A 15,850-nucleotide genomic window follows, 5' to 3' on the forward strand; every position below is an offset into this window, starting at 1 on the left:
TAATGCCTTTTATATGTGGTTGAATGGCCATAATAACTGCCTGAGTTCAAAGTCATGGCCTGCTTATTTTGCGTCGATAAGCGGGCCACGGCTTTAGTCAATACACTGGTTTACTTAATAAATTGACCTTTTTCGTCAAAAATCAGGTCTTTGCCACCTACCGCTGCTTCGTAGGTTTTCCTACCTTTTGCATCGACGATTTCAGCTGCTTCCTTAATCGTCTTTCCTGCATGGTGTTTAGCTACATACGCCCGCACCGATGCAGGCAGAGCCGATTCGGCAATGGTCATTTCTGTTTCGAGTACATTACCCTTAGCATCAATAACCAGCGACAATTCTTTTCCGTTGTGGGTCAGACCAGCCTCATAATTCCCGTCTTCTTTTTCCCATTTCACGGCTTTCGCTCCTGGATATAAACGGGCAACGGTGGCTTTGGCAGCCGCTGGCACATCAATCGTCAATACAGTTATTGCAGGCTTTGAATTAACTATGGAATTCCTCAGAGAAACCGATGCAACGTGTGCCGACGTGAATATGATCAGACCACTTATCAATAGTGTATACATGTGCTTCTAATGATTTTGTTTATGGATCAAAATTACGGTTGGATTCTAAAGCAATTTTGAAGTTGCCGCAGGTCGATTAGCTTAGTCCTACGAGTAGGAGATGTACTAAAAATATAATAAACCCGCCCCGACATTCCCCTTTATATCGGGTTACGTCAGGGCAGGTTTGTACTCTTTCATACGGGCCAGGGTTAGCTTCTGTGAATTATTGCCAATAGACTCCATAGTTAAAATCCCTCAGAAATCAACCTGAAACATATGCCGACGCATCGACGAAGCATAGTCGTATTTCAGAGTCATTCCATACTGCGCGGCAATTTCTTTCACTAAGGCTAATCCCAGACCGGTAGACTGAGGAAGCGCCTGGTTGCGGACAAACCGCCGAAAAAGTTGGTCCTCGGGAAATGGTAACGGATCACCTTCATTGGTGATAATAAAACAATTGCTGCCTACCTGAACGAAAATAGAACTGCCCGCATCGCCGTGCCGGACAGCGTTTTTGATCAGATTCGAAAAAAGTACATCGGCTAATTGTCGGTTTAGGGATTTAACGGGCCCATCTTTAATCATCCGGCTAATAGCGATGCCTCGGTGCGACACATAATCCGAGTAGTTAGTCAGGAGTTGATTGACCAACTCGCCGATATTAACGGCATCATTATGGGCAAACTGGTGGTTATCAATCTTGGCCAGCAACAACAAGGATTGATTCATGGCGGACAATCGCTTTACTTCCTGTTGTGACCGCTGAATCCGATCCAAATCAGATTCATTCAAACCCTCCGACTGTTGCAATAGGTCTAACTCGCAGGACAGCACACTTAAGGGTGTCTGCATTTCGTGCGATGCATTATCGGTAAACTGCTTTTGTTGAGCATATTGATGGCGAGTCCGGCGACTCATTTCATCGAGCGACTGACTCAATAGCTTAAACTCATGCACATCACTCGATGGAAATTCAGCCTCATCGGGGCCATCGATCCGATAGTATTGTAACTGACGAACGATCCCATAGAATGGCTGCCAGATGCGACGGGTAACCAGTACGTCGGCCAATACGAGCAATACCACGACGATCAGAAAACAAACGATGACACCTACCGAAACCACACTGGCGATTTCATCAAACTCCAGATACGATTGTTGAAGACTTATGCTATAATTCTGACCATCAACGGCATACGTAGAACGAAGCATCCGAACGGGCGACCGTTCTTTTTCCCGATGCCTGAAGGCTACTGTATCTGAATAGGCAGGTACGGTCTGGTATGATAATGGAGCCAGGGTGATCCGTACGTTTGGGTCCCAGCCCGGAAGGTCATCAGCATCGGGTGGGTGAAGGCGGAGTTGTTCCTTGACCTGAATGAGTTCACTGGCCAGCAACTCATCTATTTCATGCAGCATGTCCCGGTGAATATATGCATTCAGTAGAAAAATACCACCGAGAGCGATCGGGAAGGCTGCCAGCAGCAGGTAGAGTGCCGTTTTATAGAGCAGTTTCATTCGCCTGGCGTGAAAATATAACCAGCTCCGTAGCGTGTTGTGATGTAATCCGGACTACCGGCATCCAATAGTTTCCGGCGCAGGTTCCGAACATGTGTGTACAGAAAATCATGCGAGTCGATCCCATCCATATAATCACCCCAAACGTGTTCGACAATGACCGCTTTGGATAAGAGTCGATTTTTGTTGGTAACCAGAAATAAGAGCAATTCGTATTCTTTAACCGTCAACTCTACTGGCTGATTTTCCACAAGGACCTGGTTGCGGTTAGGCACCAGGGTAATGGCCCCGAAAACGAGTTGGGTTTCCCCCTCATGCTGACGCCTTCGCATCAACGATCGGATGCGTGCGTTTAGCTCGGGTAGATGAAAGGGTTTGGTCATATAATCATCGGCCCCTAACTCTAACCCGGAGAGCTTATCATCCAGAGAGTTTTTTGCCGATACGATGATAATGCCCGCCTGCGAATGTGCTTCCTTCAACTCTTTTACAATCGCAAGCCCATTGCCATCGGGCAACGTAATGTCCAGCACGACACAATCGTACTCATAATCATGCGCTTTCACGGAGGCCGTACGGAAATTATTCGCCGTCGATACATTGTAGTGTTCACTCTCCAGATAGTGGCGCATGGCTACCAGTAGCGAAGGTTCGTCTTCAATCAGCAAAATTTTCATGATCCCTGTTTTGGGGTTATTTCTTCAAAGTACTGTCCCAAAACTGAATACATTTTGAAGTTGGTCTTGCTGCTGGAGGTATTCGCTTTTCAACTTCAGATTCTCTTTAGGTTTCCTCCGTTCCTTTACGCTACCCTCCTACCTGCCCGACTCTATAAAGCGCCGTAGCCACCCCACCCTTACAGCTCCCGGCGCGTAGTGACTAGTGAATAGACCATATGAATAACCGAATGACAAAACAAAAGGGGCAATTCGATTCTCCATTTTCCTGCTGGGTACTGCTCAGTTGGCTTTTTTTATTTCCACTACTCACAACCTATGGGCAACCAGTAAATACCGTATTTCAGCGAACGTCGTGGGATACGATTCCGGCTAGTCCCACTGCATTCCGGTGGGTGGCTCCAGCCGTACTAATTCCCGTTGGACTGGCTTTATTACCTGATTACCCGAACAGTCATTTAGATCGCTTTTACGTCCGAGGTGAGATTCAGGATAAAATCCATTTCCGTACTCATGCAGACGATTACCTACAATATGGACCAGCCGTTGCCTGGGCCGGATTGAGTCTGGCGGGCGTGAAAGGTCGATCGAATCCCCTCGACCGGGCGTTTATTGGCGTACTAGCTTATGGGATCAGTTCTGTAGTTGTATTGGGCCTGAAACATACCACGAATGAGCTTCGGCCCGATGGGTCCAATTCCCTATCCTTCCCATCGGGACATACCACCGATGCCTTTACGGGAGCTGGCTTACTGGATCGGGAATTTAGAGGGGTCAGCCCCTGGATTCCCATTGGTGGGTATGCCATGGCCACATCGACTGGAATCTTACGGATGACTAATGATAAGCACTGGATATCGGATGTACTGGTTGGCGCGGGTATCGGGTTACTCTCCACCGAAGTAGCGTACCATGTCTATCCGTGGTTGAAGCGGAAACTGGGTCGGCATAAATCAGCTTTGCATCAACTCATCTCTGCGCGGTTATGATTCAACAACTGTTGTTCGGCTTGCTGCTCTTCTCCCTTCAGGTAAGCGCTCAAGAATCCAGGCCGGATCCTGATCATTCCAGACAGGCTCAATTTATTCAATTACCCGTCCTTTATTATACACCCGAAACAAGGCTGGGCTACGACCTTTTGGGCGTTTGTCTTTTTCGGACAGACAGTTCTGCCCGAACGTCAAATGTGGATGATGGCAAAATCCACACCCTCAACCGGCAAACTGTTGTAGAGCCAAGGTACACCGTTTTTACCTACCGTGAACACTATTTACCACGGGGTATGTTTCTCTACACACTGTTTCCGGAATTTTATTACGGCATCGGAAATGAAACAACCGATAGTCAGAAGGAATTGATTTCCTACAAAAGTTTGCGGGCCTACAATCGATTTCTTCGGCAAGTTCGGCCCGGTCTGTTTGTCGGCTTACAACAACAATTTTTCAAAACGTTCGATGTTAACCGCTCGTCGGAGGCCCCATTTCCGATGAATACGTTGATTGGCGGGCTTGGTAGTGTGGTCAATGGAGTCGGTGTGGCGGCCGTTCGGGATACACGTGATACTCCGGGGTTGGTTTGCAGATGTATCCAGCATGCTATACGGTCAGGCGCTGGGCAGTCAGTTCGCCTTTACTAACTATACTGTGGACATTCGGCGTTACAACTTGCTGGCTCCTCACACAGTTCTGGCGTTGCCGGGTTTTGCGAATCTGAATGTTGGCGAAGTCCCGTTCAAGCTGGCGGCTACGTTTGGCTGGTCTTTTTTGCTGCGAGGCTATTACAATGGGCGTTACCGCGACAACAATGCACTGGCATTTCAGGCCGAAGTCCGGCAACGATTAATTGGACGCCTGGGGGTACGGTATTTGCACCAGCAGGCAACGTAGCGACTGTACTGATTGAATTTTCACCCTTAGAGTGGAAAGTGGCAGGTGGTGCCGGACTCCGGTTCCTGATTAGCCGCAAAGAACACCTGAACCGGCGATTCGATGTGGCCATGGGGCAGCAAACACACGGCATTTACGTCAATATATCCGAAGCCTTTTAACTATGTTGTCACGAAATCTCCATCTGTATACGCTGGCGTCCATCTCCGTTTTCATTCTGTTTACGGGTCGTGTTCTGGCGCAATATCCGATGATAAACAGCAATCCAACCACTCGGGGTTTGGTGACAGCGGGTTTGGACCAAGTCTATGATAATCAGTTTTCTGCTGCCGAAGTCACCTTTATTCAACTGGAGAAACTAGCGCCCAAACACCCGGCTATCGATTTGCTCCGGGGCGTTTGTTTATACTATCAATGGTTTCCGGCCCGCGCCGATGTAAAACTGAAGCAACGGTGTATACAACAGTTAGAGCTGGCGGCAAATAAAGCCGATGGCTGGCAAAAGACACTAAATGATCGCAGTGCAACTGCCCAGCCTGAAGCGATGTTTCTATACTTCACTGCCGAGGCTATGCTGGCTAAAATCAGTCACTTCGAACATGAACCGTTCGCGGCTATTGGGCACGCCAAGAATGCATACCCGTACATCCAGAAAGGCAAGACTTTCCAGCAGCAATACCCGGACTTTTACCTTTCCACAGGCCTCTACAATTTCTATCGCGAGGTCTATCCGGAAATTCACCCATTTTATAAAACCGTTGCCTGGGTGATGGTCGCTGGAGATAAAAAATTGGGAATGACTCAACTTCAACTGGCGACCAAACAAGCCTTATTTGTTCGTACGGAAGCCATTCTTTATCTCACACACTTACTAACGGATTACGAAAATAAACCCACTGATGCCTTACCGTACCTGGCCCAACTGGTGGTGACTTATCCGAATAATCCGTACTGGCGATTCAAGTATGCAGAAGCCCTGCTTAACGCACACCAGCTAGATGCTATCCCCCACCAAATCAGCCAGTTGGAATCAACTCCGGAGATCGTTTATCATCAGATGGGTGCGCTGCTCAAGGCTCGTTACGCGTTAGAAAAAGGGCAACGATCAACCGCCCAAACCTATGCCGAAGAGGTGGTTCGCAGTTCGGTTCGGGATGAATCTGTGCGGGCCTATGCGTATCTGGTATTAGCCAGAGTAGCCACCCTTCAAGGGCAGCAAAAGCAGGCCAGGCAATACTATAAACAATTGCTGGAGTTTGCGGAATATCCGGTATTACGTAATGAAGCCCGATAATCCAGCAGCAGTTTAATCAATTTTTATAACAATAAACCAAATTTGATCAGTATGAAAACCGTCTGGATTTCTACCGTATGCCTGTGTTTAACAGGCTCGCTCTGCGCCCAATCGACGAATTATCACCTCGTCAAGAAAACCACCATCGGGGGCGAAGGTGGCTGGGATTACCTGATGGCCGACCCACAAGGTAGTCGGCTCTACGTTTCGCACAGTACGCAGGTGGAAGTACTCGACCTGAAAAGTCATGAGAAAGTAGGTGTCATTACGCCTACACAAGGTATTCACGGCATAGCGGTTGTTCCAGGTACAACAATCGGTTACACGACCAACGGCCGCCCGAATACGGCGACCATGTTCAACACGAAGACCCTCAAAGCCACCAAAGATATTCCGACGGGGAAAAATCCCGACGCGATCATGTACGATGCATTCTCCAGGCGGGTCTTCATCTTCAATAATGAGGGCAATAGCGCAACTGTATTAGACGCAACTACGGGTAACGTAGCCGGAACGGTCGAGTTGGGCGGTGCACCCGAAGCCGCCGTTAGCGATGATCACGGGACGATTTTCGTGAATCTGGAAGACAAAAATGAAGTGGCTGTATTTGATGCCAAGTCACTGGCGGTCAAGCATCACTGGAAGTTAGGCAAGGGCGAAGAGCCTACTGGCCTTGCGTTTGACAAGCCCCATCACCAATTGTTCAGCACCTGCAATAAGGTCATGGTGGTAATGGATTCGCAATCGGGTAAAGTGCTGGCAGAAGTACCAACCGGAAGCGGAACCGACGGAGCCGTATTCGACACCTCAACCGGATCAGCTATCAGCTCCAACGGCGAAGGCACGTTAACGGTTGTGAAGGAAGTAAAACCTGGCAAATTTGAAGCCGTTCAAACGGTAACGACCATGCGCGGTGCCCGCACCATTACCATCGACCCAATGAGTCATCACATTTTTGTAACAACCGCCGAGTACGGCCCTGCCCCAGCTGCCACAACGGAAAACCCAAAGCCCCGCCCTGCGGTGAAGCCGGGTACATTCATGGTGCTGGAATACGCGGCTAAATGATAAGTATTGTAGATATGGCCTTCAATTGATCAATAATGGCCATATCTACGATAAATCTCTTATCAACCACTTAACAATCATAGCGTAGCCGCTGGCAATCTTGGATCAACTGGGTAAGGTTCAATCCGAAGAACGCGACACTCTGCCCGTAACGGATGCAATGGGTTCAGTAATACATTGCGCGATGGCGATAGAGGAACCACCGCTGATGGTAAAGCCAGACACAATGTATTATGCTGTCGAAATTGGGCGTCAGCAAATTGGGGTAAACCTAGTGGCGTGACATACGGATCGTTCCAGCCAACGGGCAATTGGTGGGCTTCCAGCCACACAGTAGACTCATCAGGAATTTCGATTTCGTAGAGAATCAAGGGTGGCAAATCGGCCAGGGGTGTCCCCTCCAAATGCACCATGTATTCCAGAAAACACAGTTCAGGGGTTGTGGCCGTATACACCATTGGTCGCCCGCGAACATTCCAGCGACCACCCCGCAACTGGGCACCAATGCCCTCTAAAATAGTATCACGATGGCTGTCTGTTTGAATTCGGTATAATGTCGTCGGCATCAGCTAAAGACACCGTATTCAATACGCCCCAGAATGTCTTCTACCAGTTGAACACCAGTTGAGCTATCCAATAGATCTAACGGCGAGCGATCACTTAGGAGTCGGAGCGGTCGGCGAAGCCAGCGCGTAAACTTGCCCTTATCCTGAAAGACGGTTGACCCGTAGGTAGCCAGCCGGGTCAGGAGGAGTAATCGTTCGGAGGTTGCTGCATCGAGTTGAAGGATTTTGACTTGTCGGTGAAATGTCGCCACCGATTGATTCAGCAAGCGGGCCATCTCTTTATCAGTAACGCCAAGCAGTTCCGCTACCCGACCCGTTTCGGTACCTGACAGACCCTGCCGCGATCGATCGATCAACTGAAGGGGTGTGAGAGAGCCAGAAGAATACATGCTCGTATCTGGAAGCAATGCCTGCGCTGCCATAATCTAGAGAATCATTTGATTGCAATATAACACGCATTTGCGATTAATCGTTTCTTTCGGCTCGATCAATTAGCCTTCTCAGTCTTCTTCAATAACTCACTTCCCCAGTCGATAAAGAATCTGGAGATTTGTCCCCCAGGAAAGATCATCTGATTTATAACCAACCGGGCGAAGTTGCGGACTGATAAAGGGCTCTGCCCGAAACAACCACTTTTTCCAGGATCGTTCGACGGACCTACTCAGTGTGAGGTTGTTGAAGACATACGCTGGTTCTTCGATACACCCGGCGAATGGCGATCAACAACCAGAGTGCCCTGAAGAACATTGTCATTGATACCAACCCGTTTGTTCAGGAATACCGACAAAACACGGCAACGTTTCCCGACATCCTGCAGGATACCGGGAAGCAATTGCACTGGATCGACAGTGTGCTGGCCAATACCTCGGAGCCCTGGAAAATTGTGGTTGGCCATCATCCACGGTATTCGGTCGGGGGTGATCACGGCAATCAGGCTGAATTAGTACAGCAGTTAGGCCCACTGCTTCAGAAATACAACGTTCAGTTGTACCTGTGCAGCCATTCTCATACACGTCAACATTTGCCACCGGTAGGCCAAACGGACTTTATCATAGCCGGGGGCAGTGGTGCTTCACTTGGACCCATTGCAAATTCTACCAAAACCCAATTTGCCCGATCTAGCGGTGGTTTTTCTGTATTTTCGATGAATGCGGATAGTGTGCGAATGGGCTTCATTGATACAAATGGCAAGATGCTTTATAGCTGGCAACGGGTAAAACCCGATAATGAATTCGCATTCAGATTGTACAGAAGCGATTTGGAGTTTTGCGACGTTATGTTCTTAGCCTGACACCACTAAGTCAAACAACTGCTAATCAATATCCCGGCGATAGGTAGCGATTAAGCCCCCTATGGCCACAACCGCAAAGGTGAGCAAGCCCGCCCAGACATAGCTGTTAAGCCATTTTGTTTCATAGATATGATCTCGAATGGCTAAATAAACCCAGAGGTAAGGCGAAACATAACTGTACTCCCAGGATTTAATGACAATGCCGATCAGGCTTATAAAGACGCCCAAAGCCTCTGGGACAATAAAATTGCGAAATCGAAAACTTAAATAGAACTGGATGGCCGTCGTGCCTAACCCAATCAGAAACGTTTTCAGCACATTCCGGACCAGAAACCACGGATCTGCCGAGGAGTCAATCTTTAGTTCCAGTTTCAGCCAGTTTAGCAGCCAACCCGCTAATTCAGCACACTCAATCAGTGCTAACGAACTGATAAAAAATAAGCCCACAAAAAAGAAGAGCTTACTGAAGTAGATACTCCATTTCGGAATAGGTAAACTGTAGATGTACTTCCAGGCATTGGCCAGATGTTCAAGTGCCGTGACCAGAGCCGATTGCAAGCTGCTATACATGGGCAGCATCAGCATCGTCTACACACATAACCATCATATGAAATGTAAAATGATGCCAGGATGTCTATCCGTGCCTTCACTGTAGCATTTCCTCTCCTCGATAGTAGTAGATGGCCAGATCCAGGCCAATAGTCAGGAACGGAATGGCCAGTGAAAGCCAAAGAACCAGTCATTGATTATCTGGTCAAACCTATTCCGTTTGAACGCTTCGTAAGTGCTGTTCAGTAAGCGCAAAGTCGGATACAAACCAATTTAACGATACCTGAGAAACTCACAGAAACGGCACCGCCGGACGAACCAGAATACAGCTTCATCAAAACGGTGCGAATTGATATTCAGGACATTATTTACCTGGAAGGCATGAAAGATTACGTTCAGATTCACACCCGCTAAACCAGGTTAATGACTTTACTGCCCTTAAGTCGGTTGCTGGAAAAGCTACCAGCCCGCCAGTTCATGCGGGTGCATCGATCGTACATTGTGGCCTTAAGCCGAATCGACAGCATCGAACGCAATCGAATCCACATTGGTCAGGTCACGCTCCCCATTGGCGAGATATAGCGGGACGAGTTGATGAAACGAATTGGCTAGGCTGGGCCACAAGTTACCGATATGTTCGGGCTATTCGAAGTCCAACATTATCTCGTCGCTGCTGGGGCAGATAGTTTGTCACTCCACGATGTGCCGAACGGGCCGACTCCGTATTATAAACAAACGACCCTCCGCGTCGTGTACGAGCACCGGTATCGTTGACCACCTGAACACTATCTTCTTTATCTTCTGTCAACTCGCTACTCTTGGGGTAATCCACTCGTCGATCCTGACACCATTCCCAGACATTCCCATATACATCGAATAATCCCCATGGGTTTGGCTTGAGTTGACCCACTGGCCAGGTTCGTTCCTGACCGGTGGTGGTCGGCGTCCGTAAATACCAGGCATATTCTTTCAGGGAAATCGTATCTGAACCGTAGAAGCGGCTAGTAGTCGTACCTGCCCGGCAGGCATATTCCCACTCCGCTTCTGTGGGTAGTCGGTAACCCGTTCGCTGTAAGTAATTGTCCGGAAGCTTCATCCCACTCTTAATCTCGCTATACAATGGATAACACCATTCACTGGTGGGTAACCCTTCCTGTTCGCTCAGCCAGTTACAGTATTGAGCCAGCTCGTACCAGTTAGCCAGAATTTGCGGACAATTGCCTTCAGGAGCAAATGACTTCATCGCTCTGGAGCCACCGGGCCTGGGATCTTTACTGGCTATCTCCGCATTTTGCGCTATAACTTCGGGGTGAGCCTGTAGAAATCGTTGAAATTGAGCGACCGTCACCTCCTTGGTGCCGATGGCAAATGAGCGAGGAATGCGAACCCGGTGAAGGAGTTCATCGGTATATCCCTCTGCGACCGGCGAACCCATCTGAAACTCTACTGGCCCCCGAAAAATGACCAGCGTTTGTTCCTGTTTGTTGACAAACCATTTACGCCCTCCGGCTGGCTTTCCAGATAACGCCCGATCAGCAGCCTCCAGGGCATCGGCTTGTTGCCAATTCAATTTTCGGGGAATAGAACCCTGTTGACCGTGGCGCAGCAGCCAGTCAATAGCCGAATGAATACCCGGATCTGGATCGATACGGTACCAATTCAGCAGCAGAGGTATGACGGTGTTTCGTTTATTGACCGGAAGTTGCTGGTCAGAGAAACCCCCTAGTTGGAGAATCAGCGTTCGTTTGGCAGTAATCTCTCTCTCCCGTTTGAGTCGACGAATGATTTCATCCGGGTTCGAATCGTCGGGCTGTGGAATCAGCGTAGACCCGAGTAAAGTGAAAGTGATACCCAGAAAGAGCAGGTAATAGTTCATAGGTCCAGGATTTCACCAAAGAGGGAAAATCTGTCAAGGTGTTGCATACGTTCGTCTTCTTTCGTGTAGCATATCGCTAGCAAAGTTCACGGTGTCGATTAAACGAACAATCTCACTTTCAACCAACTGACCCTCCAGCTGCTTGCTACACAATCAGCAAAACATCATAAACCCAGCTTGCTTAAAAACGAATCCCGGTACGTTTCGGCAATGGGGATTTCTTTTTGCTGAACATACACCCGGTTGCCGTCAATGTGATTGATCATCGATTTATTGATCAGGAAGGACCGATGAACCCGAATGAATAAATCGTCTGGCAGTAAAGCGAGCAAGGCGGAGAAGGTCATTTTTGGTAAAAAAGTTGACCCAACAGTGACCACTTTCGAATAGTTGCCCTGCGCTTCGATGTACAGGCAATCCGCATAAGCAACCTTGTAAATCTTGCCTGCTGCCTTAATAAAAAAATTCGTTTGCCGGGCCAGCTGATTGGTTTCGGCAACCCGTTTTTGACTTCCCTGTAGTTTTTCCTTCGCCTTATCAACGGCCACAATAAAACGTTCCAGCGAAAATGGCTTGAGTAAATAATCGCAGGCAGCCAGATCAAACGCCGTTACTGCATACTCCTCATAAGCCGTTGTGAAGATAACCTGGGGCGGATTTTTCAGGGTGTTTACAAAGCTGATACCGGTGAGTACCGGCATGTGAATGTCCAGAAAGAGCAGATCGATCGGTTGGTCGGCTAAGATCACTTTAGCTTCCAGTGCATGGCCACATTCGGCAACAATATGTACCTCCGGCAGATGGCTACAATAGTTCCGGAGAATGGTTCTGGCAACCGGTTCATCATCGACGATCAGGCAGTTGATCATGGCGCTCCTATTTTATTTTTACCCGAAGTTCAACGGTATAAACGCCATCTTCAGCCTCTTGCTTCAGCGCATAGTCATTCCCATACAATAGCTCAAGCCGCCTGAGCGTATTGGCCAGCCCAACCCCTGAGCCTTCGTCCAGCAAGCGATCGTCCTGTTTTTCAGACTGATACGAATTACTTACGGCAAAGCAGATAAAGTTATCTGCAATTTTTAAGGAAATCGATAGGTGAATCTGCGGCACCAGCGTGTTTTTAGCGTGTTTAAATGCATTTTCCACAAAAACGATCAGCACCAGTGGGGCAATCTTAATTGTCGGTCCGCTCACTGGCTCCATATTCGTTTGCAGGACGAGCCGATCACTGATTCGGATTTGCTCGAAATCAATGTAGTTTTGAATATAGTCAAGCTCATCCACGAGGGGCACAAATGGCTTCTTGGCACTATACACCGAATACCGCAAAAGATTAGACAATTTAAGCAGTAAAGCCGGTATCCGTTCATGCTCGTCGATTGAAATGCCATATAGATTATTCAGCACATTGAACAGAAAATGCGGGCTTAACTGAGCTTGTAGCAGGTTGAATTCGCTTTGCTTTTGTTCGGCTTTGATCTGGACATCCTGCAACTCCTTTTGTACCGTCGCCCGGATCAGTTTCAATAACATACCCATAATCAGCCCGATCAAAAAGAAAGGCATAATGGCAACGCCGAGTTCTCCCAATTCCGCATATGGGTGATTGAATACATACCGGACGAATAACCATTTGAGAATAAGTAAACCGAGGGTTGATAGTAGGGTATAGCCGATAAAACGGACCAGTTCCTGGCGGAGATACCACCGACCGAAAAGCCAGCGCCCCGTATAGATGCAGAGCAGGAAGAATAGACAATCAATACTTGTCGACCAGTTATTCTCAAATCGATACCCTTGCAGATGCATCAAATACCATCCTACCCACAAACCGGCCAGAACGGAGAGCGAGAAAATGAGATGAAGAGTCAGCTTGTTTCCGCTGATGAGCTGCTGAACGGTTTTCATGTGTCAAAGATCGATGAATCCAGTTACCGAAAAAGTTCGGGGGGCCACTTCGCCTTATTGGGGGACGAGTTGTGGCTAACGGTTGACGAAATGGCTTACCCACCGAAAACACCATTCCACATCCCATTCCCCACTTCCCGTCCCCGGAAATTGAGATCGTCCTGAATGGGATCGACGTTTGGGCAGGATTCTTCACGAATAAGCCTACCCCATGAAACTTTATGTTTTGTTGCCTTTCGCTATGCTGGTAACCCTCAGTACGCCAACCAAAGCTCAATCGATCAGAGGAAAAATCGGTGGATTGATCCGGGATACCCAAAACAGAGCCTTGAGTGGTGCCACGGTCATCTTGCAGGAAAGGCAGGACTCCACAACCCACCAAGCAGGCCTTTCCGACGCCGATGGTAAGTTTGCGTTCAAAAGCCTGCCCAAAGGCGACTATCTATTACGTTGCTCCTATGTTGGTTTTCAGCCTTATAAAAGCGGGCTTTTGTCGATCACAGAAACACAGCCTGTCCTGCAGCTGCCCGTCATTATTTTGCAGACCTCTACGCCAAAGACCTTAAGCGAAGTGGTAGTCACCGCCAAAAAGCCTTTGGTTGAACAAAAAATAGATCGACTCATTGTGAACGTCGATGCCATGCTTACCGCAGCAGGTAGCAATGCCTTGGACGTATTAGCCAAAAGCCCCGGCGTGATGGTGAACACGAATGATGATATCAGCCTAAATGGCAAACGGAATGTGCTGGTACTGATCGATGACAGACCTACCTATATGTCGGCACAGGACCTGGCCGCTTATTTACGGTCCCTGCCCGGCGGTTTGCTGGATAAGCTCGAATTGATCAGTAATCCACCAGCCCGGTATGATGCGGCAGGGGGCGCCATTATCAATATCGTGTTGAAAAAAAACAGAGCGACTGGCTTTAATGGCAGTTTAAATCTGGGCTATAATCAGGGCGTATATGGTCGAAGCAACAACTCGTTACTCTTGAATTACCGCACGAAGAAGTTCAACATTTTTACAAACAGCAGCTACAGCCGCGACCGAAATTTCAGCGAGGAAACTTATAGCCGCTATTTTTATTCGGATGCGAAATCACTTCAGTCTACCATCCTGCAAACCAGCCGTTCCAGCTATACCTCAAACGGCTGGAATGGCCGGATCGGAATGGATTATTTTGCGTCGCCTAAAATAACCATTGGCATTCTGTTTACCGGTTCTACCCGTCCTAAATCCGACCGACTTGATTATACCAGCAATCAATATACGGAGTTGATGCAACTTGATTCGGTGTCGAGAGGATATATCAATGGACTCTATCAATCCAAAAATACGGGTATAAATGTAAACCTGTCTCATAAATTCGACAACAGGGGTAAGCTATTGACTGCCAATATAGACTATCTGAATTTTCAGTCCAGTACGAACCAGTTTTCGCCGATTGATACGTATCGGCCTGATGGTCAGTTAGCGGGTACACAGGAGCGATTTTTTGCAATTCCTTCGACGGTTCGGATTTACGCGGGTAAAGTGGATTTTACGCAGCCCTTAGCTGGTAAATCCGAATTTAGTGCGGGTCTTAAATCGAGTTATGTGATGACCGATACAGAATCGAACTGGCTCAACCAGACTGGCGATGGCCCAGTCCCAGATTACGGAAAAAGTAATCATTTCCAATACACCGAATCCATCAATGCCGCCTATGTAAACCTGAAAAAAGAGTGGTCTCGGTGGGGTATTCAGACGGGTCTCCGGCTAGAGAATACCCAATCAAAAGGTCATCAACTGGCTAATCCGACAACGGTTGATTCCACGTTTCACAGAAGCTATAGCTGGCTGTTTCCATCGTTATACCTGTCGTATAAGGTAGATAAGCGTGGCGATAATACGCTTGCTCTGAGCTATAGCAAACGGATACGGAGGCCCGGCTACCAGCAACTTAACCCGTTTCTGTTTTTCCGGGATCGATACTCCTATTCGGGTGGCAATCCGAATTTGATTCCAGGCTATGGCCAGGCGATTGATCTACGCTATACCTTCAAGCAATATGTGGGTGTTACGCTCAGCTATAGCTGGGATAAAGATGGTATCGACCCCATCACCAGGGTCGTTGGTGATCAGTTTATAACCCGACCCCAAAATTTTTATCAGGGCCAATCTCTGGGCATAATACCCAACATATCGTTTTCGCCCACTAGCTGGTGGACAGTTAACATTAGCGCCGTTTTATTAGCCATCAGGAATCGGGGTCAAACAGATGGCGTGACGATTGACCAACAATCGAACCTCCATGAAGTAGAAACCGTGAATCAGTTTCAGTTGAGCAAAAGCTGGAGTGCCGAATTGACCGGCTTTTTTCCAGGTAACCAATTTTTTGCTCAGACCAAAAGCAGTTCGATTTATAACATCAGTGCTGGTCTGCAAAAAACCATTCTCCAGGGGCAGGGAACGCTGCGTTTAACCGTAAACGACATCTTTTATTCCCTGGTCATGAACAGTCAAACCGTTGCTCTTAACCATATTTCGGCGTTCTACACCCGGCAAGGTGATACACGCCGGGTAGGTTTCTCCTTTATGTACCGCTTTGGCAAAGAAGCTAACGCCCGAAAACGGAATACCGTAGGGAGCGCCGAAGAGGAGAAACAACGAACGAATTAAG

Annotated in this window: 17 protein-coding genes; 8 read left to right on the forward strand and 9 right to left on the reverse strand. The window is 48.1% G+C overall.

Annotated features, from left to right (window positions below; translation table 11 throughout):
* Positions 1 to 110: 110 nt before the first annotated feature.
* The 3 genes from GJR95_RS10195 to GJR95_RS10205 form a co-directional block, all read right to left on the reverse strand.
* Complete coding sequence (locus tag GJR95_RS10195; RefSeq protein WP_162385767.1) at positions 111 to 566, reverse strand: PepSY-like domain-containing protein; 456 nt, start codon at positions 564 to 566, stop codon at positions 111 to 113.
* 237 nt (positions 567 to 803) lie between these two features.
* Complete coding sequence (locus GJR95_RS10200; RefSeq protein ID WP_162385768.1) at positions 804 to 2,069, reverse strand: sensor histidine kinase; 1,266 nt, start codon at positions 2,067 to 2,069, stop codon at positions 804 to 806.
* A complete protein-coding gene (locus GJR95_RS10205; protein ID WP_162385769.1) occupies positions 2,066 to 2,746 on the reverse strand; it encodes a response regulator transcription factor in 681 nt (226 codons plus the stop codon). Before GJR95_RS10205 ends, GJR95_RS10200 begins: the two co-directional genes overlap by 4 nt.
* A gap of 230 nt (positions 2,747 to 2,976) precedes the next feature.
* Here GJR95_RS10205 and GJR95_RS10210 point away from each other — a divergent pair, with 230 nt between their 5' ends.
* The 5 genes from GJR95_RS10210 (at position 2,977) to GJR95_RS10230 (ending at position 6,994) form a co-directional block, all read left to right on the forward strand.
* Positions 2,977 to 3,735: a phosphatase PAP2 family protein gene (locus tag GJR95_RS10210; protein ID WP_162385770.1), complete on the forward strand. Its 759-nt coding sequence runs from the start codon at positions 2,977 to 2,979 to the stop codon at positions 3,733 to 3,735.
* Positions 3,732 to 4,382: a hypothetical protein gene (locus GJR95_RS10215; RefSeq protein WP_162385771.1), complete on the forward strand. Its 651-nt coding sequence runs from the start codon at positions 3,732 to 3,734 to the stop codon at positions 4,380 to 4,382. Before GJR95_RS10210 ends, GJR95_RS10215 begins: the two co-directional genes overlap by 4 nt.
* Positions 4,383 to 4,389: 7 nt before the next feature.
* The gene (locus tag GJR95_RS10220; RefSeq protein ID WP_162385772.1) at positions 4,390 to 4,632 is read left to right on the forward strand and encodes a hypothetical protein; all 243 of its coding nucleotides are present in this window, start codon (positions 4,390 to 4,392) and stop codon (positions 4,630 to 4,632) included.
* Positions 4,633 to 4,795: 163 nt separating this feature from the next.
* A complete protein-coding gene (locus tag GJR95_RS10225) occupies positions 4,796 to 5,926 on the forward strand; it encodes a tetratricopeptide repeat protein (protein ID WP_162385773.1) in 1,131 nt (376 codons plus the stop codon).
* Between the two features lie 51 nt (positions 5,927 to 5,977).
* Entirely contained in the window at positions 5,978 to 6,994 is a 1,017-nt protein-coding gene (locus GJR95_RS10230; protein WP_162385774.1) for a beta-propeller fold lactonase family protein, read from the forward strand.
* 77 nt (positions 6,995 to 7,071) lie between these two features.
* Here the strand turns inward: GJR95_RS10230 and GJR95_RS10235 are convergent, their stop codons facing one another.
* Both GJR95_RS10235 and parS read right to left on the reverse strand, forming a co-directional pair.
* On the reverse strand, positions 7,072 to 7,560 hold the full coding sequence (locus GJR95_RS10235; protein ID WP_162385775.1) for an RES family NAD+ phosphorylase: 489 nt from the start codon (positions 7,558 to 7,560) through the stop codon (positions 7,072 to 7,074).
* Positions 7,560 to 7,982, reverse strand: a complete 423-nt coding sequence (parS, locus tag GJR95_RS10240) for a type II RES/Xre toxin-antitoxin system antitoxin (protein ID WP_232541143.1) — start codon at positions 7,980 to 7,982, stop codon at positions 7,560 to 7,562. The genes GJR95_RS10235 and parS overlap by 1 nt, the downstream gene beginning before the upstream one ends.
* A 290-nt stretch (positions 7,983 to 8,272) precedes the next feature.
* Here parS and GJR95_RS10245 point away from each other — a divergent pair, with 290 nt between their 5' ends.
* Positions 8,273 to 8,851, forward strand: coding sequence for a metallophosphoesterase (locus GJR95_RS10245; protein ID WP_162385776.1), 579 nt, complete (start codon positions 8,273 to 8,275; stop codon positions 8,849 to 8,851).
* Between the two features lie 21 nt (positions 8,852 to 8,872).
* On the opposite strand, the gene GJR95_RS10250 is transcribed toward GJR95_RS10245, so the two are convergent.
* Entirely contained in the window at positions 8,873 to 9,436 is a 564-nt protein-coding gene (locus GJR95_RS10250; RefSeq protein ID WP_162385777.1) for an ABC transporter permease, read from the reverse strand.
* Between the two features lie 387 nt (positions 9,437 to 9,823).
* Between GJR95_RS10250 and GJR95_RS10255 the strand changes: the two genes are divergently transcribed.
* Entirely contained in the window at positions 9,824 to 9,982 is a 159-nt protein-coding gene (locus tag GJR95_RS10255) for a LytTR family DNA-binding domain-containing protein (protein WP_162385778.1), read from the forward strand.
* A gap of 43 nt (positions 9,983 to 10,025) precedes the next feature.
* Here the strand turns inward: GJR95_RS10255 and GJR95_RS41825 are convergent, their stop codons facing one another.
* The 3 genes from GJR95_RS41825 to GJR95_RS10270 all read right to left on the reverse strand — a co-directional run bounded on the left by GJR95_RS41825 (position 10,026) and on the right by GJR95_RS10270 (position 13,187).
* Positions 10,026 to 11,276 (reverse strand): formylglycine-generating enzyme family protein, encoded by a 1,251-nt coding sequence (locus tag GJR95_RS41825; protein ID WP_198424832.1) that lies wholly within the window; start codon positions 11,274 to 11,276, stop codon positions 10,026 to 10,028.
* Positions 11,277 to 11,440: 164 nt separating this feature from the next.
* Positions 11,441 to 12,145: a LytR/AlgR family response regulator transcription factor gene (locus GJR95_RS10265; protein WP_162385779.1), complete on the reverse strand. Its 705-nt coding sequence runs from the start codon at positions 12,143 to 12,145 to the stop codon at positions 11,441 to 11,443.
* A gap of 7 nt (positions 12,146 to 12,152) precedes the next feature.
* Positions 12,153 to 13,187 carry a sensor histidine kinase gene (locus GJR95_RS10270; RefSeq protein WP_162385780.1) on the reverse strand — a complete coding sequence of 345 codons (1,035 nt, stop codon included), beginning with the start codon at positions 13,185 to 13,187 and terminating at the stop codon, positions 12,153 to 12,155.
* 211 nt (positions 13,188 to 13,398) lie between these two features.
* Between GJR95_RS10270 and GJR95_RS10275 the strand changes: the two genes are divergently transcribed.
* Complete coding sequence (locus GJR95_RS10275; RefSeq protein WP_162385781.1) at positions 13,399 to 15,849, forward strand: outer membrane beta-barrel protein; 2,451 nt, start codon at positions 13,399 to 13,401, stop codon at positions 15,847 to 15,849.
* The last annotated feature ends 1 nt before the right edge of the window (position 15,850 follow it).

This window comes from Spirosoma endbachense (assembly GCF_010233585.1).
GTDB classification, from domain to species: Bacteria; Bacteroidota; Bacteroidia; order Cytophagales; family Spirosomataceae; genus Spirosoma; species Spirosoma endbachense.